The 21,620-nt window shown below is 68.3% G+C and carries 19 protein-coding genes; 10 read left to right on the forward strand and 9 right to left on the reverse strand.

Going from position 1 to position 21,620, the window contains the following annotated elements; all coding sequences use genetic code 11:
• Positions 1-77: 77 nt before the first annotated feature.
• From MUB46_RS05625 to MUB46_RS05640, 4 genes are all read left to right on the forward strand, one after another.
• Complete coding sequence (locus tag MUB46_RS05625; RefSeq protein ID WP_261614897.1) at positions 78-293, forward strand: hypothetical protein; 216 nt, start codon at positions 78-80, stop codon at positions 291-293.
• A 394-nt stretch (positions 294-687) separates the two neighbouring features.
• Positions 688-957: a GIY-YIG nuclease family protein gene (locus MUB46_RS05630; protein ID WP_261615009.1), complete on the forward strand. Its 270-nt coding sequence runs from the start codon at positions 688-690 to the stop codon at positions 955-957.
• A gap of 324 nt (positions 958-1,281) precedes the next feature.
• Positions 1,282-1,899, forward strand: a complete 618-nt coding sequence (locus tag MUB46_RS05635) for a DUF1326 domain-containing protein (RefSeq protein ID WP_261614898.1) — start codon at positions 1,282-1,284, stop codon at positions 1,897-1,899.
• A 103-nt stretch (positions 1,900-2,002) separates the two neighbouring features.
• Positions 2,003-2,875, forward strand: coding sequence for a DUF2182 domain-containing protein (locus tag MUB46_RS05640; protein WP_261614899.1), 873 nt, complete (start codon positions 2,003-2,005; stop codon positions 2,873-2,875).
• 29 nt (positions 2,876-2,904) lie between these two features.
• Here MUB46_RS05640 and MUB46_RS05645 read toward each other — a convergent pair whose 3' ends face one another.
• The gene (locus MUB46_RS05645) at positions 2,905-4,965 is read right to left on the reverse strand and encodes an adenylate/guanylate cyclase domain-containing protein (protein WP_261614900.1); all 2,061 of its coding nucleotides are present in this window, start codon (positions 4,963-4,965) and stop codon (positions 2,905-2,907) included.
• A gap of 451 nt (positions 4,966-5,416) precedes the next feature.
• On the opposite strand from MUB46_RS05645, the gene MUB46_RS05650 reads away from it, so the two are divergent.
• The 4 genes from MUB46_RS05650 (at position 5,417) to MUB46_RS05665 (ending at position 8,079) form a co-directional block, all read left to right on the forward strand.
• The gene (locus MUB46_RS05650) at positions 5,417-6,658 is read left to right on the forward strand and encodes a pilus assembly protein TadG-related protein (RefSeq protein ID WP_261614901.1); all 1,242 of its coding nucleotides are present in this window, start codon (positions 5,417-5,419) and stop codon (positions 6,656-6,658) included.
• A gap of 24 nt (positions 6,659-6,682) precedes the next feature.
• Positions 6,683-7,111 carry a TadE/TadG family type IV pilus assembly protein gene (locus MUB46_RS05655; RefSeq protein ID WP_261614902.1) on the forward strand — a complete coding sequence of 143 codons (429 nt, stop codon included), beginning with the start codon at positions 6,683-6,685 and terminating at the stop codon, positions 7,109-7,111.
• Entirely contained in the window at positions 7,095-7,547 is a 453-nt protein-coding gene (locus MUB46_RS05660) for a TadE/TadG family type IV pilus assembly protein (RefSeq protein WP_261614903.1), read from the forward strand. Before MUB46_RS05655 ends, MUB46_RS05660 begins: the two co-directional genes overlap by 17 nt.
• Positions 7,548-7,713: 166 nt before the next feature.
• Entirely contained in the window at positions 7,714-8,079 is a 366-nt protein-coding gene (locus tag MUB46_RS05665) for an Omp10 family outer membrane lipoprotein (protein ID WP_261614904.1), read from the forward strand.
• A gap of 52 nt (positions 8,080-8,131) precedes the next feature.
• On the opposite strand, the gene MUB46_RS05670 is transcribed toward MUB46_RS05665, so the two are convergent.
• The 4 genes from MUB46_RS05670 to MUB46_RS05685 all read right to left on the reverse strand — a co-directional run bounded on the left by MUB46_RS05670 (position 8,132) and on the right by MUB46_RS05685 (position 11,738).
• Positions 8,132-9,430, reverse strand: coding sequence for a flavin-dependent oxidoreductase (locus tag MUB46_RS05670; protein ID WP_261614905.1), 1,299 nt, complete (start codon positions 9,428-9,430; stop codon positions 8,132-8,134).
• Positions 9,431-9,671: 241 nt separating this feature from the next.
• A complete protein-coding gene (locus MUB46_RS05675; RefSeq protein WP_261614906.1) occupies positions 9,672-10,520 on the reverse strand; it encodes an alpha/beta fold hydrolase in 849 nt (282 codons plus the stop codon).
• The gene (locus MUB46_RS05680) at positions 10,507-10,749 is read right to left on the reverse strand and encodes a DUF1127 domain-containing protein (protein WP_261614907.1); all 243 of its coding nucleotides are present in this window, start codon (positions 10,747-10,749) and stop codon (positions 10,507-10,509) included. The genes MUB46_RS05675 and MUB46_RS05680 overlap by 14 nt, the downstream gene beginning before the upstream one ends.
• A gap of 194 nt (positions 10,750-10,943) precedes the next feature.
• A complete protein-coding gene (locus MUB46_RS05685) occupies positions 10,944-11,738 on the reverse strand; it encodes an ion transporter (protein ID WP_261614908.1) in 795 nt (264 codons plus the stop codon).
• A 240-nt stretch (positions 11,739-11,978) separates the two neighbouring features.
• Between MUB46_RS05685 and MUB46_RS05690 the strand changes: the two genes are divergently transcribed.
• Both MUB46_RS05690 and MUB46_RS05695 read left to right on the forward strand, forming a co-directional pair.
• Positions 11,979-12,437 (forward strand): hypothetical protein, encoded by a 459-nt coding sequence (locus MUB46_RS05690; RefSeq protein ID WP_261614909.1) that lies wholly within the window; start codon positions 11,979-11,981, stop codon positions 12,435-12,437.
• Between the two features lie 93 nt (positions 12,438-12,530).
• Positions 12,531-12,863, forward strand: a complete 333-nt coding sequence (locus MUB46_RS05695) for a phage tail protein (RefSeq protein WP_261614910.1) — start codon at positions 12,531-12,533, stop codon at positions 12,861-12,863.
• A 58-nt stretch (positions 12,864-12,921) separates the two neighbouring features.
• Here MUB46_RS05695 and MUB46_RS05700 read toward each other — a convergent pair whose 3' ends face one another.
• From MUB46_RS05700 to MUB46_RS05715, 4 genes are all read right to left on the reverse strand, one after another.
• Positions 12,922-16,125 carry an Ig-like domain repeat protein gene (locus tag MUB46_RS05700; protein ID WP_261614911.1) on the reverse strand — a complete coding sequence of 1,068 codons (3,204 nt, stop codon included), beginning with the start codon at positions 16,123-16,125 and terminating at the stop codon, positions 12,922-12,924.
• Positions 16,126-16,394: 269 nt separating this feature from the next.
• A complete protein-coding gene (locus MUB46_RS05705) occupies positions 16,395-17,705 on the reverse strand; it encodes an O-acetylhomoserine aminocarboxypropyltransferase/cysteine synthase family protein (protein WP_261614912.1) in 1,311 nt (436 codons plus the stop codon).
• A 149-nt stretch (positions 17,706-17,854) separates the two neighbouring features.
• Entirely contained in the window at positions 17,855-18,625 is a 771-nt protein-coding gene (locus tag MUB46_RS05710) for a response regulator (RefSeq protein WP_315902706.1), read from the reverse strand.
• A complete protein-coding gene (locus MUB46_RS05715; RefSeq protein ID WP_261614913.1) occupies positions 18,622-21,357 on the reverse strand; it encodes a PAS domain S-box protein in 2,736 nt (911 codons plus the stop codon). The genes MUB46_RS05710 and MUB46_RS05715 overlap by 4 nt, the downstream gene beginning before the upstream one ends.
• Between the last annotated feature and the right edge of the window lie 263 nt (positions 21,358-21,620).

Below are 21,620 nucleotides of genomic sequence, written 5' to 3' on the forward strand. Positions count from 1 at the left end.
GTTGACGACGCAACGCGCGGCTCTGCCCGCGCCGCTGAAACGTCAACACGCACCGTCAATACGCGAAGGAGAGCCCCATGGCCGATACCCAGTCGGACGCCGACAAGACCGCCCCTCAGCACACGACCGTCGTGACCGAGGGCTCGAGCGGCGCGGGATGGTTCCTGGTCGGCGCCCTGATCGTGGCCCTGGTCGGCGGCCTTTGGCTCTACACGGAAGGTTACTTCGGCGGCGGGGACGCCGATATCGACGTGAAGATCGAACTGCCGACCGTCAACAAGCCCGCCGAGTGAGGCGGGCCGGCCGGCTTTAGCCTGCGGGCATAGGCGGCACCGCCGTATGGACCCCGGATCAGGTCCGGGGCACCAGTCCGTGACGGGCCGAAAGGCCGTACCCCCTGCCTCCGTCTTTCACGGCCATGCCCACTCCGCGTCATCGCCGGGCTTGACCCGGAAATCTCCCCGCGCGCCACCGCCGTACCGGTCAGCACGAGATGCCCGGGTCACGCCCGGGCATGACGTAGAAAAGAAAATCCAGGGCATGACGTGGCAGAAGCGAAGCCCGGGCATGCGGTAAGTCGGGGGGCACGGCGTGGAAAAAGAGGCGCGCTTTCCCCCTCCACGTCATCGCCGGGCTTGACCCGGCGATCTCGGGCCGCACCATCCGGGCATGGGCGGCTGAGTCTACATCCTCACCAACAAACCGCGCGGCGTGCTCTATGTCGGCGTCACCAACGATATCCTCCCCCGCACCGTCGAGCATCGAAACAGTCTCGTGCCCGGGTTCACCAAACGCTACCAGTTGAAACGTCTCGTCCTGGCCGAACCGCATCCGACCATCGCCCACGCCATTCAACGCGAGAAGAACCTCAAACGCTGGTCGCGGCATTGGAAGGTGGCGTTGATCGAAAGCGTCAATCCGGACTGGCCGGACCTTTGGGAGGAAATCCAGACATAGACCGGGGGGTACGGCACGAGATGCCCGGGTCAAGCCCGGGCATGACGTCAAGAGGAACAACGCCTGCATGGCGGGGGAAGAGACGACGCCGCTCACGTGTCTTTCGCCCCACTCCCGCCTGCCCCGCCCATCCGGCCTCCTGTCACCGCCCTGCCACCCTCCACGTCATCGCCGGGCGTAACCCGGCGATCTCGGGCCGCAGCATCCGGGCATCGGCGGCCGGGCTCTTCGCGTGGCAAGCGCTCGGCGAGACTGGCACGGGAGCGCTGGCATGGCGGGGGAAGCCGGCCTATAATCCGGCTAATTAAACAGAAGGAGGGAGATATGGCGGCCTGGAAAATCGAAGGGGAGTACATGGAAACGTGCAACTGCGCGTTCATCTGCCCCTGCATCGGCACCAACATGGAGGCCGTGCCGAGCGAAGGCGAATGCAAGGCGGCCTTCGCCATGCGAATCGACAAGGGCCACATGGGCGACGTGCCGCTGGACGGCGTCTCGTTCATCGTCCTGCTCCACTCCCCCGGCGCCATGGCCGAGGGCAACATGAAGGTCGGCCTGATCGTCGACGAAAAGGCCACCGACCAGCAGGTGGAGGCGATCGGCCAGATCGCCTCGGGCGCGGCCGGCGGGCCGATGGCCGTGCTGGCGCCGCTGGTCGGCGAGTTCGCCGGCGTGGACCGGCGGCCGATCGTCTTCGAGATGGACGGCATGACGCGCGCGGTGAAAGCCGGCGACCTGATCGACCAGGCGATCGTCGGCATCCCGAGCCTGGCGGAGGACGGTGCGCCGATCTACCTCGACAACACCGCCCATCCGGCCAACTCCAAGCTGGCGCTGGCCAAGGCGACGCGCAGCCATTTCGACGCCTTCGGCATCACGTGGGACGCCAGCGGGGCCACCCCCCGCAACGGCCACTTCGCGCCGTTCGCCTGGGCGGCGTGACGGCCGCCGGTTCGGGGCCTTCGCACTTGAGGGTCCCCAGGCCGCCGGTCCCACGAGAGGGATCCCAACGATCGTGGGGCCCGCAAGCAGCCGGAGCGGCGCGATGACGGCGACGATGGCGCTTGAATCCGTCCTCAAACGCGACCGGCTGGTGGTGATCGCCGGCCTGTCGCTGGTGGTTGCGCTTGCCGCCGCCTACACCGTCGCCGGCATCGGCATGGGCATGTCGGCGCTGACCATGACGAAGATGGCGATCGCGATGCCCGGCATGGCGATGCAGCCAGCGGCGTGGTCGGCCGGCTATGCGGCGCTGGTTTTCCTGATGTGGTGGGTGATGATGGTCGCCATGATGGTGCCGAGCGCGGCGCCGACGGTGCTGCTTTACACCGCGATCGCGCGCAGGCAGGCCACCAGTGGGCAGGCCCCCGGCGGGCAGGCATCGGGCGCCAAGGTTTCAGGCGCCAAGGTTTCAGGCGGGCGGCCGCTTGTCGCTTCCGCCCTGTTCGTCGCCGGCTATCTGGCGATGTGGGCCGGGTTCAGCCTGATCGCGACCGGCCTGCAATGGGCGCTGGAGAGCATCGGCGTCGTCACCGGCATGATGGAGATCGCAAGCCCGCTCATCGCCGGCCTGCTGCTGGTCGCCGCCGGGCTCTACCAGCTCACGCCCCTGAAACAGGCCTGCCTGAGACACTGCCGCAACCCGCTGATGTTCATCGCCGAGCACTGGCGGCCCGGCCCCGGCGGCGCCTTCCGCATGGGGCTGGAGCACGGCGGCTACTGCCTCGGCTGCTGCTGGTTCCTGATGGCGCTGTTGTTCGTCGGCGGCATCATGAACCTGATCTGGATCGCCGGCATCGCCGTTTATGTGGGCGTGGAGAAGTTCGCCGGCGGGCGGCGCTGGCTGACCGCGGGCACCGGCGCGGCGCTGACGCTCGCCGGCCTCGCCGTCATGGTGCGGCCCTTCCTTGTCTCATAGGACCGGTCCTGCAAGTCCAGGGGGCGGTCCTACTTCGACAGCAGCGCCGTGGTGCCGTCCCAGTTGGCGGGCGGCGGATCGGCGAGGAAGCCGCGGCAGCGCGCGATCAGCATCCGCGACGGCGCGTCGCCGCCCGGGCGCAGCCGGTCGGCCTGGCCGAAATGGGTGATGGCGGTGGAGAAATCGCCCCAGGCATAGCTGGCCAGCCCCTCCTCGTAGGGCGCGATCCAGGGCGGCGGCGCCTCCCCGGCAAGGCCGATCAGCTCGTAGATCGCGGTGCCACCGGCGCGGCCGTAGACGGCGACCTTGTCGAGCCTGCGCGCCAGGATCGCATCGCCTGCCAGCTCCCGCGTACGCTCGCCGATGATGATCGACGAGCCATAGGCCTTGTTGGCGCCCTCGAGCCGGCTCGCCACGTTCACCGCGTCGCCGATGACGGTGTAGTTGAGGCGGGTGCGCGAGCCGATGTTGCCGACCAGCACGGGCCCGGAATTGATGCCGACGCGGATGCGGATCGGCGCGCCGCGGTCGTCGGTCAGCCCCGCCTCGTCGATCGCCCGCACGGCCTGCACCGCAGCGCGGCAGGCGGCGGCGGCGTGGCCGGGGATCTCGTGCGGCGCGCCCCAGAAGGCCATCACCGCATCGCCGATGAACTTGTCGACGGTGCCGGATTCCGCCTGCACCGTGTTCGACATCAGGTCGAGATAGCGGCCGAGCAGCGGCACCACGTCCTCGCCCATGCGCTCCGACAGGCCGGTGAAGCCGGCGACGTCGGCGAACAGGACGGTGAGCTCGCGGCGGTCGCCGCCAGGCCGGGCCTCGATGCCCTCGGAGACGAGGATGCGCACCAGGTCGGCGGGCAGATACTTGCGGAAGGCGGCGAGCCCGCCGGCCATGCGCGAGATCGTGCCGCTGAGCTCGTCCAGTTCCGTCAGCCGCGAGGGATGGTAGCGGACGGCCTCCAGGTCGAAGCGCTCGATATGGTCGAGCTCGCCGGCGACGGTGCCGAGCGGCTTGGCCAGCAGGCGCCGGCCGAGCCACGCCGACAGAAGGGCGGCGACGATCACCAGCGCCAGCACGCCGACGGCAAGGCGCTGCGTGGTACGGTCGATCTCGCCGAGGAACTCGGATTCCGGGATCACGGTCGCCAGCGTCCAGCCGGCATAGGCGAGCGGCGTCAGCGTCACCCCGTAGGCCTCGCCGTCGGCGCCGGCGATGCGCATCTCGCGCGCCGCCTTCATGCGGGTGGCGTCGGGCGCCATGGCCTCGTGGATGGCGTGTTCGGCGACGGCGAGCATCCGCGGCCGGATGTCGAACCGCGTCCCCATCAGCTCGTCGGCCTCCGGATCGGGCACGGCGATCGCCCGCCCGTCCGGCGCCAGGATGAAGGCGGCCCCGCTCCTGCCGACCGTGAGGCCCGACAGGAAGCGCGACAGGCGATCATGCTCGATCATGACGGCCAGCACGGCCACGGTCCTGGAATAGACGACGACGGGACCGGCGAAGACGAGCGCGGGGCGCGGACCGGTGGGATGGTCGACGACGTCGACCCAGTGCGGCCCCTCGCGGTCGATCGTGGTGGAAAACCACGGCTGATCGGTCGAGAGGAAGTCGGAGGGCTCGAAGAAGCGCTCGCGGAACTCGATATCGTTGGGAAAAACCTGATAGCGGTCGACGCGGCGGGTGCGCGCGCCGTCGACGATATCGATCTCCATCATCTCCAGCTTCTCGTCGCCAAGCTTGTGGGCGGCGAAGAAATCGCCATCCGGCCAGCCGAGCGCGATCCACGAGACCGACGGCTGCGCCTGCAGTTGCGCCAGGAACACGAACTCGCGCTTGTCGGCCTCGCGCGTCTCCAGCACGTTGTTCTGGAACAGGGTCCGGATCGCCCAGTAGGCGGAGCGGCCCTGGGTGGCGACATCCTGGATCTCGGCCTCGACGGCCTGGACGATCTGGGCGTTGATGGTGGCTGCCAGCTCGCGCGAATTGTCCCGCGCCGTGCGCCACCACAACAGGTGCACGATCGCGGCGGTGACCGCGATCGAGACCAGCACGAAGGCCGTCAGCGCCAGCCGAACCCCGATTCGCATGACACCTCTCCCGACGCGGCACTATCGGGGAAACGGAGCGGGAAGGCGAGTGACGACCGCTCACGTTTGGATCAGTGGCAGACCGGGGGATGGCGGCGCCGGATCGCGGAGAGCGCTCCGGATCGAGATCACGTCCGCGCGCGGCGACGTCAAACAGCATGTTCTTCCGCTAGGGAATGATACACAGTCACGCTAGGGAACGCCCGCCATTAACCTAAGGGCAGTCCCGAAATGATCGTTTCCGAGACGTGACTCCGTATGAAGCCGGCAGCTCTCGATCATGCATCCGGTCCGAAATATCCAATATATTTCAATAATATGCGGGACCCGGACAACACATCCCAAATTAGGACGAAAAATATAGAAAATTTTATTAGTCGACTTCACTCGCTTTTTAGATGTCTCCCCGATCCTTAACGCACACAAAGTTCCCTTGCTGGGGAGAGCAGCGATGAGTCTGGCGTGCAAGAAGTTCCCGGGCGACCAGTCCGGTTCCGTGGCGATCCTGGTGGCCGTGCTGATGCCTGTCGTGATCGGCGGGATTGGATTGGGCGCCGAAGCCGGCTACTGGTACTTCAACCAGCGCAAGATCCAGAACTCCGCCGACGTCGCCGCCTATGCCGGCGCGGTGGAGCTGCGCAACGGTATGACGAAGCCGATCATCGACTCCGCCGCCATGGCAGCCGCCGCGGAGACGGGCTATGACGCGACCATCGGCACGCTCGCGACCAAGAACCCGCCGACCGCGGGCGGCTTTGCCGGCGACGGCAATGCCGTCGAGGTCGTCATCCAGGAAAACGTGCCGCGCCTCCTGTCCTCGCTCTTCCTGAGCGGCGACGTGCCCCTGTCCGGCCGGGCGGTGGCCCGCGTGACGCCGACCGAGCCGACCTGCCTGCTTGCGCTCAGCAAGACGGCGTCCGCCGCGGTCGACTTCAACGGAACCGCGGATGCGGTCCTCAGCGGCTGCAACGTGCACGCCAATTCGCTGGCGAATGATGCCGTGCGAGTCAGCGGCACCGCGAGGGTCGAGACCCCGTGCGTCACCGCAGTCGGGAATGTGGCAGCGTCCTCGGGTCTCAACATGACCGAGTGCACCTCGGCCGTCGAGAACGCCGACACCGTGGAAGATCCCTATAAGGACACCCCCAAGCCGCCGGTCGACAGCAGCTGCGCGCCACAGAACGATTTCGGCGGTTCCCCCGGGACAAACCACACGATCGGGCCAGCGACCTATTGCGGCGGGCTGTACATGCGCCGCAACGTCAAGCTCGATCCGGGCGTCTACGTGGTCAATGGCGGTGAGCTGAAGATCAACTCCACGGCCAATGTCCAGGGATCCGGCGTGATGTTCTACCTGACCGGTGGCGCGACCGTCGGTTTCGCCGGCGGCGCGCATATCGAGCTCACCGCCGCGACGAGCGGCCCCTACGAAGGCATCCTGCTGTTCGTCGATCCCGACGATCCCAATTCGGATCACTTGATCAACGGCGACTCGTCGTCGTTCTTCGATGGCGCCTTCTATGCGCCCAATGCCCACCTTCAATGGGCCGGGAACAGCATGAGCAGCGGTGGCTGCAGCCAGATCGTCGCCTCCACCATCACCGTGATCGGCACGGCTGGACTCGGCACCAACTGTGTCGGCAAGCCGATCCGGCAAATTCAAAAAGAACAGCTCGTCATCCTGGTCGAGTAGCGGCAGCGTTCCGGAGCCAACCCAATGTCCATCTTCCGCAAGCTGGTTTCCTTCCTGAAAGGCGAAAGCGGTGTCGCGGCCGTCGAAATGGGGTTGTTCGCCCCTCCGCTGATCATCGGCGTCGTGCTGATGGCCGATATCGGGCGTGCCGTCGAAGCCCGCATGGAGCTCGACCGCAACGTCCGCGCCGGTGTCCAGGCGGCAATGTCGAACGTCTCCGATCTCAACGCGATCAAGGGCGTCGTGCTGGCGTCGGCCAACGGCTCCCAGGCGATCTCCGTCGACGTCGGCAAGACCTGCACCTGTGGAAGCGCGGCCGCGAGCTGCAACAGCTGGTGCGCGCCGGAGGTGCCCCCCTCCGTGTTCATCAATATCAGCGCGACCGAGGCCTATAGCGGCCTGATGCTACCGGCCCTGAAGCTGGAATCGAAGACCCATGTCCAGCTCCGCTAGCACCAACTCGCGCGCACGCCGCTCCGTGGCGCGCCGTCTCACCTCGCTGTTCCTGCGTGACAGCAGGGGCGTGTCGGCGATCGAATTCGCCTTCGTGTTCCCGCTGCTCATCATAGTCGTCGGCGCCTCCATCGAGTACGGCCGCGCCCTCCAGGCGCGCAACGAAATGAGCCATGCCCTGAGCAAGGTGGTCCGCGTGCTCAATATCGATCCGAAGAAGAGCTCGTCGCAGATCGCGTCGCTGCTCGCCTCGGACCTGAGCACCTACGGGCCGGACGATCTACAGGTCGCCGTCGCCAATGCCGAGATATCCGGCAGCCCGTACATGAAGATCTCGGTCAAGTTTCCGTTCGACCTCCTGGTGCCGTTCGGCGAACTCAGCACCGTCACGCTCGGCGTCGACACGGTCGCCCCCCTTATCGCGGCAACGAAATAGCGGGCATTCACCGGACAGACGCGCCGGTGGCGCGTCGTTCCGGGCCAGGCCGGGCCGGGACGCGCACGCATGGCCCAATTCCGCATGGGGCACGATCAAACTCTCGCCACACTCCGCAAGTCTCAAGAATCTCTGTAAAACGGGTGAGAGACGAGGAGATCACGGCATGCGCAATACGCGAACTTTCTGGACCATGGCCGCCATCATCGTGGCGGGCCTGGGCGTCGCCGGCTGCAACACCAGCTCCGGCGGAAGCCTGAGCGGCGGCGCCATCGACGGCAACTGGACGAGCGCCGACGGCCTGACCGCCACGCGGTTCGGCGGCGGACGGTTCCAGACAATGGTGCTGGCAACCGGCGAAACGGTGTCCGACGGAACCTATCGGATGGTCGACGGGCGGACGGTGCAGATCACCATGCGCTCGGCGCTGCGCGACACCACCACCATCGTCAACTGCAACCTGGTGACGCCGGACAACCTGGCCTGCGCGCGCACCGACGGCGGGCAGTTCTCGCTGACGCGCCGGACCTGAAGCCGCAGCCTACCTGACAGCGCAACGGGGCCGGCCGCCTGACGGCCGGCCGTCAGTCAGGAGATTGCGCATGTGCCCGCGCGCCCGGCGCGATGGTTGGCGGGGCGGCGTTCAGCTTTTCCATGGCAAAGCCGGCGGCGGCCTTGTAGCCGGCGACGAATTCAGCGCGTTCGCGCGGCGGGACGACGTCGTCGATGGACTCGAATTCGCCGCCACAGCGCTCCGCGACGATGTTGAGGAGCCCGAACGGCCCTGCCCCGCGGTTGCGCAGGACCACGTCGGAGATCGGGCCGCACAGCCGGTCGTCATAGGCCTTCAGCGCGTCCGGCGTGACGCCGTGCTCGACCATGCACGCGCCAAGCACGCGCGCATCGACGATCGCCTGGCTCGCCCCATTGGAGCCGGTCGGGTACATGGCGTGGGCGGCATCGCCCATCAGCGCGACGGCGCCATCGCGCCAGGTGGCGACGGGATCGCGGTCGATCATCGGGTTCTCATAAACGATGTCTGCGGCCCGCAGCAGCGCGGGCACGTCGAGCCAGTCGTAGCGCCAGTCCTCGAAGTGGTGGATGAAGGCGTCGATATCGACCTGCTTGAACCAGCCGCTGGACTGCCAGCCCTGCGAATTGTCGACGGTGACCTCGGCGATCCAGTTGATGGTGGCGAGTCCGGTGTCCGGATCGGGGTGCGAGATCGGGTAGATCACCATCCGCTGCCTGTGGGTGCCCAGCCCGACGAAGGACGAGCCGGTGCGGATCGGCTTGGCCCGCGTCGTGCCCCGCCACATGATCGCGCCGCCCCAGTGGATCGGCGGCTGATCGGGGTGCATCTGCGCGCGCACCGCCGAATGGATTCCGTCGGCGCCGATGAGCAGCGTACCGGCGTGGCGGGCGACGGTCCCGTCGGCGCACTCGACGACCGCCGTGACGGTGCCGTCGGCATTGGTCTCGTATCCGGTCACGCGCTCGCCGAGCCGCACGGCATGCGGCCCGATGCGCGCGCGCACCGCCTCGTGCAGCAGCACGTGGAACAGGCCGCGGTGGACGGCGTATTGCGGCCAGTTGTAGCCGGCGAGCAATCCCCTGGGCTCGGCATAGATGTCGTTGCCGTTGAGGCCGACCATCGCCCATTCCTTCGCCGGCAGGCCGACGCGGTCGAGATCGTCGGCGCCGATGCCGAGATCGTAGAGCTCGCGCACGGCGTTGGGCTGCAGGTTGATGCCGACGCCGAGCGGACGCAGCTCCCGCACGCTCTCGAACACGATGCAGGGCACGCCGATCTGATGGAACGTCAGGGCGGCGGCGAGCCCGCCGATACCGCCGCCGGCGATCAGCACGAGAGGTTCGGGCATGGTCCTGTCCTTCCTGTGGGATCACGGTTCTACCGCGCCGGACCGGGTTCGCAATGTCCGCGGACGTCTCCCCGTAGCGAATGGGCCCGGAACGAACGGGTCCGGAGCGAAGGAATTCTAGCACGAAAGAGCCCCGGATCCTGACGATCCGGGGCTCAGGTCGCGTGCCCGCGTGCCAAGGGAGAGGTTACGGGCACGACAGGGACTTCCGGGAGCGGAACCGGCTCGACCGTCAGTCCATTCAGGCGGCCACGTGAACCGGTGCGCCCATCGGAACCCGAAACGGCGACCGCGGCTTGTCGAGCCAGCGCTCGATCAGCTTCAGGCTTTCCGCGCCATGGGTGAGCGGCATCATGTGGCCGGCGCCGGCGACGGTGACGTGGTCGACGACGGGAAGCTGCGCGGCGAGCGTCCACGCGGTTGCCAGCGCGGCACCGGTCGAGTTCGCCCCGGCGACGACGAAGGTCGGGACGTCGAACTGGCGGAGCGCGTTCAGCGGCATGCCGTCGGTGGCGCCGGCGGTGAAATTGCGCGACACGGTCGGGGCTTGCGCGGCGAAGGCGCGCCGGCGCTCCTCCGGCAGGGCCTGCCAGGCGCCCGCGCCGTTCCAGTAGTCGACGAAGCGGTGCATGGCGGCGTCCGGCGTCTTCGCCCTGGCGCCGTCTCCGACCACGCGCGCGATCGCGTCGATCTCGGCCCAGGCCTCGGGCGTGCCGATGTCGGGGTCCTCGAGGATGCGGAACAGCGTCGGCTCGAACAGCATCAGGCTGCGCACGCGCGAGCGATGCTCCCAGGCGAAACGCAGGGCGACCAGGCCGCCATAGGAATGGCCGACGAGATCGAACGGCGCCTCGAGACCGGCCACCGCGCCGGCCAGCACGTCGACGTCGTCGGCGAGGCGGAACGGGCGGTCGCCGGTCCAGGCCGGACGCGCGCCGTAGCCGGTCAGATCCGGCGTCAGGACGGCGAAGCGGTCGGCGAGCGCGCGGCGCACGCCCTTCCACATGCCGCCCGACGACAGCGAGCCATGAACGAGAACGACGGGGCGTCCGCCGGCCCGCGGCCGGACGGACTCGTCAAAAGCCACCATGACCCCGATCCTTGAAACCGTGGACTTCGCGCGCCGCCGCATACAGCGTCGAGCGGCACAGGCCGATATCGGTCAGCATGCGATCATCGAGCTCTCTCAGCTCGACCAGCGCCCGGCGCATGCGCCACCAGCGGCGGACCGTGGCCAGCGCGTTCTGGACGACCTGACCGGCGCTGAAGAGGCTTGGGCTCTGCGGCCGTGCCAGGCCGAAATACTCGGCGGTCGTCATCATAGTCTCCTTTCAAGGTTCAGCGCGGCAGCGGCATCCCAGATTGCATCCAAGGGGATCATCCCCGTGGCTCTGGTTGCGATGCCGTGCATCCCGGCCGCCTTTCTAGGGGCGGCCTTTTTCCGGATGACGTCCGCTGCCGGGAAAATTGTTCCAGTTGTGTGCGGTGTGTTTCAGGCCTGTAGCGGGCCGGCTCAGCGGCCGGCGCCCGCTTTCCCCGCCAGTTCGGCGATTTCGGCGCGCATGGCGCGCAGCTCGGCGATGATCACCTCCTGCTCGTTCTGCAGTTCCGCGCGCGAGGCGACCGCCTCGGCCTCGTGCTCGGCCTGCATGGCCGAGACGATGATGCCGATGAACAGGTTGAGCACGGTGAAGGTGGTACAGATGATGAAGGGCACGAAGAACGCCCAGGCCAGCGGATAGACCTCCATGACCGGGCGGACGATGCCCATCGACCAGCTTTCCAGCGTCATGATCTGGAACAGCGAATAGGCCGACGCCGGGATGGTCCCGAACCAATCGGGGAAGGAGGGGCCGTAGAGCTTGGTGGCGATCACCGAGAAGACGTAGAAGATCAGCGCCAGCAGCACCATGATCGAGCCCATGCCCGGCAGCGCGCCGACGAGGCCGCCGACGACGCGGCGCAGCGACGGCACGACGACGATCAGGCGCAGGACACGCAGGATGCGCAGGGCGCGGAACACCGACAGGCCGGCGGTGGCCGGCACCAGCGACAGCCCCACCACGACGAGATCGAAGATGCGCCAGGGATCGCGGAAGAAGTCGGCCCGATAGACCGCGAAGCGGGCGAGCAGCTCGACCACGAACACGGTCAGGACCGCGCGATCGAGAAACACCAGCAGATCGCCGGCCTGCGCCATGGCGGCGGGCACGGTCTCCAGACCGATCGTGATCGCGTTGACGACAATGAGGACGGTGATCACCGCTTCGAAGCGGCGCGACTCGAGAAGGGACTTCAACGACGGCATGGGGGCTTTCGGGCAGAAAAGACGGGCGGGCAGGAACGACGGTTGGCTATTTGGGCGGCCGCCGCGCCTTCCGCAAGACGGCAACTTGCCGCCGTCTTCGAAATCTTCCGCCGGGCGTCGACCCGGCGCGTTCGCGGTGACGTCCGATTTACCCTTCCCGGCTATCGTCGCCGCCTCGCCTGCCGTAGCGGCACACTCTTTTCCCCCGCGTCCCACGCCAACCACTCAGACGAATCCATCATGAAACACATCCACACGATCAGTCTCGCGCTTGCGCTGTTGTTGCCGTCCGCGACAGCGGCAATGGCGGACTCCAGCGTTCCCGGGAACGTGCTTTTCAACGGCACCACGGCGACGACGGCCGTGCGGTCGGAGACCGGCTGGTGCGCCGTCGCCGCCGGCCCCTCGACGTTCGAGAACGAAGGCAGCAACGCGGTCAATCTGTCGTTGGACGCCGTGAGCTATCTGACCGAAGACGCCTTCTACGAGGTTTCCGGGATGGCGCGGCTCAAGTTCAAGACCGCGACGACCGGCACCGTCCGCTTCGATTTTGCCGGCGACCTCCCGAAAGGCGTACGGCAGCCGACCTTCTCGAACTACAAGGAGCGCTATTCGCGGCGCGCGGGACGGCTCAAGACCTCGTTTCAGCTGAATTTTCCGGACTGCTCGGTGCAGGTCAAAGCCATCTACCGGGACTGACGCTCCCCCGCATCCCAAGCCCCGCATCGAAGGCCCGTATCGGGTGCGCCCTGTCGGACGCCCCCTCCGCGGCCGTGACACAAGGAATGAACCATGAAAATCAAAGCCCTGATCGTCGCGAGCCTCGCCGGCGCGAGCACCCTCGCCGGCGCGACCACCGCACACGCCCAATCCGCCGACCCGATCGTCGGGGAGGTCCGGACCTTCGCCGCGGACTGGTGTCCGAGAGACTTCCTGCCGGCGGACGGACGCCTCCTCCCGGTCGGCGGCGTCTACGTGAAGCTGTTCAGCCTCTTCTCCAACAAATTCGGCGGCGACGGCCGGCGGACCTTCGCGCTGCCGATGCTGAAGCCCGAGGTCGACGTCAACGGGAAGACGCTCATCCGCTGCATCGCCTACGACGGCCAATATCCGGCGCGGCCGTAATGCGGCGCTTCGGGTCGGGCGTGGCGCGGGGCGACCATCGATCGCCCCGCCGGGCCGGTCAGTCGAGCGGAACGATCGCGCCGTAGACGTCGTCTCGCCCCTTGCTGGCGGCCTCGCCCGTCCAGGTGATGGCCAGGTCGCCGGTGGCAAGCGCGGCGGTGGCGGGCTGCCACTGATCGCCCGCGGTCGCGTCGTTGACCCGGTATTCCGCGCCATACGGATCGCCCCCGGCGTCGAAGACCTGCCCGTAGACCCCGTGGCCGGCCCCGTCCTGCCCGGTCGACGTCCAGACGACCGCGAAACCTCCGCCGGCGAGGCCCGCCGCCGAGGGCTCGGACTGGTGGTTCGCCGCCGTGGTGTTGATCTGGACCTCGGCGCCCGCGGGTCTGCCCCGCCCGTCTAACCGCCGCGCGACGATCCCGTAGCCGGACCCGTCCTGCTGCAGCGAGGCCCAGCTTGCCAGGACCCCACCGTCGGCCAGGGCCGCAAGCGACGGCGTGCGCTGATGCTCCGCCGTGGTGGTGTTGAGCGGGATCTCGGCGCCCTTCGGCCGTCCCCGCTTGTCGAGGCGCCGGGCGAAGAGCCCGTAGCCGGACCCGTCCTGTTTCTGGGATTCCCAGGCGACGACGAAGCCCTTGCGGCCGAGCGCGGCCACCGCCGGCGCGGCCTGGCTCCGGGCGGTGGTGCGGTTGATCAGGAGCTCACGGCCCCTCTTGCGCCCCGAGGCGGTGAACGCCTGGGCGTAGATGCCCTTGCCCGACCCGTCCTGCCGCGCCGACTCCCAGACGACGACGAAGCTGCCGTCCGCCAGGCTCGCGACCGCCGGACGGGTCTGGTTGCCGCGGGCATGCGTGTTGACCTGTATCACCCGGCCCGCCGGCTTGCCGTTGCGGCGGAAGACCTGGCCGGCGATGCCGAACCCGCCCCCGTCCACGCCCTTGGCCGCCCATACCGCGACGAAGCCGCCCCGACGCAGCGCCGCCACGGCGGGATCGGTCTCGGCGCGGCCGGTGCCGCGACTGACGGAAAAGTCTTTGCCGGCGGGCTGCCCGGACGCGCGGAACCGCCGGCCCTCGATACCCGACGCCCCGCGAGCCTGCGCCCGCCAGACCACCACATAGCCGGACTTCACCGCGGCCATCGCGGGCTGCTGTTGCGCCTTGCGCCGGTCCGGACTCACCGCGACCGCATCGCCCGGTTCCACCACCGGCGGCACCGATGCTGCCTCGACGGTGACGGTGATCGTGCCGGAGGTGTCGCCCAGCCAGTCGCTTGATCCGGCATAGACGACGTGGATGGCGTGCGTCCCGACGGGCAGCGTCACGTCGAGGCTCACCGCGCCGCCCGACAGGGAAATGTCGCCGGCGAGCGGGGTCGCGCCCTTGCGGAAGCTGACCATGCCGTCCGGGGTGCCGTTTGCCGGCCCGAACGCGGAAACGGTCGCCGTCAAGGTAACGGACTGGCCTTCCGCCACGATCAGGGACGCGGCGCTGATCGCCGCCGTCGCGGCCCCCTTGTTGACCGTGTGCGCGATCCCGACCGAGGCGGAACCGGCGAAATTCGCGTCACCGTCATAGTCCGCGGTGATCGAATGCGCGCCGACGGACAGCGCCGTTACGGAGAGCGTGGCGACGCCGCCACCGTCCAATGCCGCCGTGCCGAGAACCGTCGGACCATTCCGGAAGGTGACGATGCCGCCCGGCGTTCCGGCGGCGGACGCCACGGTGGCGGTGAAGGTCACGGCCTGGCCGGTGACCGTCGTGTTCGTCGACGATGCGATACCCGTTGACGAGACGGCCTGATCGACCTGCTGCGCAAGGCCTTCGGATACGCTGGGATCATGGCTCGCCGCTCCGGGATAGGCTGCCGTGATGGTGCGCGCCCCGCCCGACAGGGCAGTCGTGGAGACCGTCGCGACGGAATAGCCGCGCAGATCGCCCACGGCGTAGCCGCCGGCAGCGAGGGGGACGGCGGCCGCGTTCGTGTTCCCGGTAGCGGCCTGGCCATCGTTGTTGTAGCCCCAGCATCGCGCCGTCCCATCCTGCATAATCACGCAACTATGGAACTCGCCGGTCGCAAGCGCGGCGACGCCACCGGTCAGGCCGCTCGGCGTCACCGGGACCGCGCTGCCGGTTGCCGAGCCGTGGCCGAGCTGGTCCAGGGACCCGTCACCCCAGCAGGAGACGGCGCCCGAGCCGGACAGCGCGCAGGTGTGGCCGTATCCCGCGTCGACCGCGACGATGCCGGTCAAGCCGCCGGAAACGGAAACCGGAGACGGTCTGTATGACGTCGAGCCGTCGCCCAACTGCCCCAGATTATTGAGGCCCCAGCACGCGATACCGCCGGCCACCAGCACCGCGCAGGAATGACCCGGGCCCGCAGCGACATCCCCAGCGGGACCGCCGAGACCGGCGACCGTTATCGCGGACTCGCTGTCGTTGGGCTTGTTGCCGTCGCCGAGCTGGCCATTGGAATTGTCGCCCCAGCATTTCACCGCCCCGCCCTCGATCACGGCGCATGCGTGATCCGCTCCGGCCGCGAGCGCGATGACGCGTTCGGTCAGATTGCCGATGGCGATGGGCGTGGAAACCGCCGCGGGCCCGGGCGTCGGGTCGCCGCTTCCCCAGCACATCACCCCGCCCGCCTGCAACGCCGCGCAGGAGAACTGAGAGCCGGTGGCGACGATCGTCGCCGGGCCGCCCAGTCCGCTCACCGTGACCGGCGTGGCCTGATAGAAGCCGCTGGGCGCTCCGGTCTGGCGGTCGTCGTTGAGCCCCCAGCAGGCCACGCCGCCGTCGTCGAGCAGCGCGCAGGTGTGTTTGGAATGTGAGTCGATACCGCGAACGCCGGAGGCGAGACCGCTGACGTCAACCGGGGTCAGACTGTCGCCGGAAGCCGCGTCACCCAATTGGGTGTCGCTGTCGTCGCCGACGCACTGGACGCCGCCTGCGGCGGTGAGGAAGCACGAATGATAGAGGCCGGGAGCCAGGGGCGCGCCATGCCCGACCCTGTCGAGCGTCCCGGTGCCGAGGGTCGCGGGCCCGTCCTTGAAGGTGACGTCGCCGTCCGGCGCGCCGCCGCCGGAGACCGTGGCGGTGAAGGTCACGTTCTGGCCCACGGTGCTCGGGTTCAGTGTGCTTTCGACCCGGGTGGCCGTCGGGCCGGCCTGGGCGGCATTGACCGCGACCATCACACCGACCAGCGCGACGGCGGCCCGGCGAACAGGATACCGCCCGCCGGCGCCAGAAATGCAAAACCGCATCGACCCCCCTGCCCGCGCGGCCGCCGCAAGCACATCCGCGCGAAGTCTCGATATCAGGCGACAAAACCGGTCGGACGACCGGCGAACGAAATCATACGGTTAATTGTCTGTTAATCCGAAAATACCTGTCAAGTTAAGTAGTCGGGTATGGTGAAAGCGGCAGGCGCCGATGTCGTAGGCTCCATTGCGCAGGCGGCCCTCGGACCGTCGGCCGGCAGGCGGCGTCGCGATGCGCCTTGCCGGGCGGACGGTCCGGGGCCCAGAACGGATCAGGCCGCGCGGGCCTGACCCTTGGTCGCCGCATCCAGGGCCTGATCGAGATCGGCCAGGATGTCGTCAATATGCTCGATGCCCACCGACAGGCGCACGTAGCCCGGCGTGACGCCGGCGGCGTGCTGCTCCTCGGGCGTCAGCTGCTGGTGCGTCGTCGAGGCGGGATGGATCGCCAGCGTCCGCGTGTCGCCGATATTGGCGACGTGGTAGATCATCTCGAGCGCGTCGATGAAGCGCTGGCCGGCCTCCATGCCTCCGGCCAGCTCGAAGCCGACCAGGCCGCCGTAGCCGTCGGTGAACACCGCGTCGGCGCGCCGGCGCGCCTCGCCGGTCATCCGGCCGGGGAAGATCACGGTCGAGACGGCGGGATGGTTGGCGAGATGCTCGGCCACCGCCTCGGCGTTGCGGCAGTGCTCGCGCATCCGCAGCGGCAACGTCTCGAGCCCCTGGATGAACTGGAAGGCGTTGAACGGGCTGACCGAGGCGCCGAGGTCGCGCTGCAGGGTGACGCGGGCCTTGAGGATATAGGCGATCGGCCCCAGCGGCTTGACCGCCTCGGTCCACACCGCGCCGTGATAGCTCGGATCCGGCTGGTTGAGCATCGGGAAGCGATCGGCGTGCTTCTCCCAGTCGAAGCGGCCGGAATCGATGATGATGCCGCCGATCGAGGTGCCGTGGCCGCCGACATACTTGGTGGTGGAGTAGACGACGATGTGGGCGCCGTGGTCGATCGGACGGCACATCACCGGCGCGGCGGTGTTGTCCATGATCAGCGGTACGCCGAGTTCGTCGCCGATGGCGGCCACCTCCTTGATCGGAAAGGCGATCAGCTTCGGATTGGGCAGCGTCTCGGCATAGTAGGCGCGGGTCTGATCGTCGGTCGCCCGGCGGAACGCCTCCGGATCGGCGGGATCGACGAAGCGCACCTCGATGCCCATCGCCTTCAACGTGTTGGCGAACATGTTCCAGGTGCCGCCATAGAGGTCGGTCGAGGAGACGACGTTGTCGCCGGCGCGGGCGATGTTCAGGATCGCCAGGGCGGAGGCCGCCTGGCCGGAACTGACGGCCAGCGCCGCGGCGCCGCCCTCGAGGGCCGCCATGCGCTCCTCGAACACGGCCGTCGTCGGGTTCATGATGCGGGTATAGATGTTGCCCAGCTCCTGGAGCGAGAACAGCCGCTCGGCATGGCCGGTCGAGTCGAACTCGTAGGACGTGGTCTGATAGATCGGCACGGCGACGGCGTTGGTCGCCGGGTCCTTGCGGTAGCCGGCATGAATAGCCAGCGTCTCGGGCTTCATGGTGGTCATCGCGGTTCCCTTCATTATCTTGGGCGGAGACCGGGCGCCCCGAAAACGAAGACGCCCCGGCAGTTACCGGGGCGTTTTTTGGAGGACCGAGGTTTCGGTCGGATGTCCGAAACCCGCGACTTTGTTTCTGCGCGGTAACAGCCGGGCGATTATCCCGGCAGCGCGAACATGTAGCCGGCGCCGCGCACGGTCTTGATGACCTGCGGCTTGGCCGGATCCGGCTCGATCTTGCGGCGCAGCCGGGCGATGCGGATGTCGATCGAGCGATCGAACGGCTCCCAGCCCCGGTTGTGGGCCATGTCGAGCAACTGGTCGCGGCTGAGCACCCGGTTGGGATGCTCGGCGAAGGCCCGGAGCAGGTCGAACTCCATCGCCGTGATCGGGATGTCGGCGCCGTCCGGCCCGATCAGGCGATGCGCGTTGGTATCCAGCGTGCAGTCGCCGAACATCACGCGCTGCGGCGTCTCGACTGCCTCGCTGCCGCCCTTCGCGGCCCGCCGGGCGCCCCGGCGCAGCACCGTCTTGATGCGGGCGAGCAGTTCGCGCAGGTCGACCGGCTTGGCCAGATAGTCGTCGGCGCCGAGCTCCAGCCCGACGATGCGGTCGACCACCTCGCCCGCCGCCGTCACCATGACGAAGGCGACATCGGTGTTGGCGCCGAGGTAGCGGGCGATCGACAGACCGTCCTCTTCCGGCATGGCGACGTCGAGCAGCACCAGATCGACGGTGTCCGCCTCGAGCAGGGCGCGCAGCGTCGCGCCGCCGTCGCAGCGGGACACGCGATAGCCCTTCAGCTCGAGGTATTCGCCGACAGTGTCTCGGATATCGGCCTCGTCGTCGACGACAGCGATATGCTGCATGGCTGCCGGCGCGAGCATGGCCGAGCGCGGCGTCGCCGCGATCTCCAGTCCGGTCATCATGTTGCAGTCTCCTCACGCGTCTGATCGGCTTCGCGCAGCATCTGCTGCACGAGGTCGCGTACGTCCTGGGGGACGATCGGCTTCTCGATGTAGGGCCGCTCCGATTCCTGCAGGAAGCTGCGGATCCGCGCACTCATCGTGTCGCCGGTGATGAAGGCGACGCGCGGCACCATCTCGGAGCGGGCTTCGCGGATGGCGTCGAACATGGCCGGACCGTCGATGTCGGGCATGCGCAGGTCCGACAGAATCAGGTCGAAATCCCGCAGCTCGATCCGGTCGAGCGCCTGGCTGCCGGAATGGGCGATCTCGACCTTGTGGCCGTCCTCCTCGAGGATATCGGCCAGCATCTCGGCGACCGCGACCTCGTCGTCGACGACGAGGATGGCGGCCCGGGCGGTTTGCGCCGCGCGGGCGACCTCGCCTTCGGCCGGGACGGTGCCCATGCGCGTCACCGGCAGCCGGATGACGAAGCTGGCGCCGCCGTCGATCCCCGTTTCCACGGAGATCGTGCCGCCATGGGTGGTGATGATGCGGTGGCAGAAGGCAAGGCCGATGCCGGTGCCCGAGCCGACCTGCCGGGTGGTGAAGAACGGCTCGAAGATGCGCGAGCGGATCGGCTCGGGAATGCCGGGGCCGTTGTCCTTGATCTTGAGGATCAGCTCGCGGGTCTGCTCGCGATAGTTGGTGATGATCTTGACGCGGCGCGGCGCCTTCGACTCCTCGAGCGCCTTCTGGGCGTTGAGGATCAGGTTGGTCAGAACCTGATTGAGCTGGTCGGCGTCGCCCCAGACCGTCGGCAACTCGCGGCTCAGCGACAGGCGCACGTCGATGTCGGCGGCGCGCAGCGAATAGCCGGTCACCTCCATGGCGAGCTCGACGACGCGGTTGAGGTCGACGGGACGGCGCTCCATCGGCTGCTGCCGGGCCATCGCCAGGAAGGTGCGGACGATGCGCGAGCAGCGGTCGGCGGCGCCGCCGATCTTGGCGGCGCGCTCGGCGATGGTCTTGTCGCTGGCGGTTTCCTTGAGCAGGAGCGCCTGGCCGACGACGACGGAGAGCGGATTGTTGAGCTCGTGGGCGACGGAGGCGAGCAGCTCGCCGAGCGCGGCCAGCTTCTCACTCTGGTGCAGCGCCTCGCGCTGGCGGGCCATCTCCTCGCGGACGATGCGCTTCTCCGTCAGGTCGTAGACCGAGGTGACGACGCAATCCTCGCCCTTGTAGTCGATCAGGCTGGCCGAGATCGATCCCCAGAACTCCTCGCCGTCCGCCCGGCGCAGCTCCACCTCGAAGCCGTCGATGCCGCCGTCCTCGCGCAGCGTATCGAGGAAGTGCTGGCGATCCTCGTGGCTGACGAAGATGCCGGCCGTGTAGCTCTCGCTATCGGCGCGCGGCCGCCGGAACAGCTCCTTGGAGGCCGGGCTCTCGTAGATGATCATGCCATCGTTGGCGCGCACCAGGCCGAGCGGCACCGGGCAGGCCTCGACGGCCATGCGGATCACCGACTCGGAGGCGTGCATGGCCTGCTCGGCCTGCTTCAGCGCGGTGATATCGGTGCGGATCGTGACCATGCCGCCGTCGGCGGTCGGGAACGACGACACGAGCCGCCATTCGCCGTTCTTCATCTCGAGCTCGGAGGGCGCCACGTCGGGATTGCCCAGGCGCTCGGCGACCATCTCGGCGTGGCGGTCGCCGCCGTCGACGTTCACGCCGTTGAAGCGGCGCAGCTTGCGGTAGAGCCGCGGGACAAGCTGGTGCCGGTCGAGCCCGATCAGTTCGTCCGGGTCGACGCCGTACGGCTCGGCGAACGCGTCGTTGCACAGCACGATGCGCTCCTCGGCATCCGAGATCGCGAAGCCGGCGGGAAGGCTGTCGACGGCATCGCGCAGCATCTGGGTGAGACGGCGGTGGGTCGCCTCGGCCTCGGCGCGCTCGGACAGGTCGCGGATCTCGGTGACGACGAACATCTCGGCGCCCGCCAGCACGCGGCGCATGCGGACCTCGGCGGGAAAGGTCGAACCGTCACGGCGCAGAACGTCGGTCTCGAAGCAATCGGGCATGGTCGAGCCGGCAGCGCCCCTGCGGTAGGCCGCGAAGCTCTTCTTGCGGCGCTCGCGCACCGGCTCGGGCATGGTCAGATCGCACAGCAGCACGCCCTCGGCCTCGTGGGCGCGGTAGCCCAGCATCTCCTCGGCGGCGGGATTGAAATCGATGATCAGGCCGTCGCGATCGGTGGTGATGACGGCGTCGACGGCGGCATCGACGATGGCGCGATGGATCGCCTCGGCGCGGACCAGATCGGCCTCGGCGGCCTTCTCCGCGGTGATGTCGATGATGCAGCCGACATATTCGCCGCGCGGGTCACCCGGCGTCGTCAAGCGCTGCTGGTCGCGCATCCAGCGATAGTCTCCGTCGGGCGTCCGCAGCCGGTATTCCTGGGTCAGAACGCAGTCCTTCTGGACCCGCTCGACGGCGGCATCGTAGCCGGAAAGATCGTCGGGATGGACGCGATCGCGCCAGATCGAGGCCGGGCCGACCATCTCGGACGGCGTCCAGCCAATCACCGACTGGGCGTTGGAGCTGACGAAGCGAACCGTGTCGGACTTGGTGAAGGCGCCGAGATAGAGGACCGCCGGGGACTGCGACACCGCGAAATCGAGCAGCATGCGATTTTCGTCGCCGCCGACGCAGCCGGTGCCGGCCTTGCCGACGCCGCTATCGCAGGCGCCGCTCATGTCGCGCCCGCCCGCGTCGGGTCTGCCTGCGTCAGGTCTGCCCGCGTCGGATCCGGGCGCACGGGCCCGGGCCTCGGCGCGATCGGACGCGTCCGGTCGAAGTTCTTGCGCTTCCAAAGGTTCGAACTCCTCACACGCAAGCCTCTCGCTCACGCAATTGCCGAGCCTCATGCCCCAGCACCCGCGATACGGTCCGTCCTGTACGACAGTTTTCTTTCAGATCGGCGTCGCGGGGCTTCGGAATTGTTTCAAATGTTTCAGCG

This window comes from Microbaculum marinisediminis (assembly GCF_025397915.1).
Taxonomy (GTDB): domain Bacteria; phylum Pseudomonadota; class Alphaproteobacteria; order Rhizobiales; family Tepidamorphaceae; genus Microbaculum; species Microbaculum marinisediminis.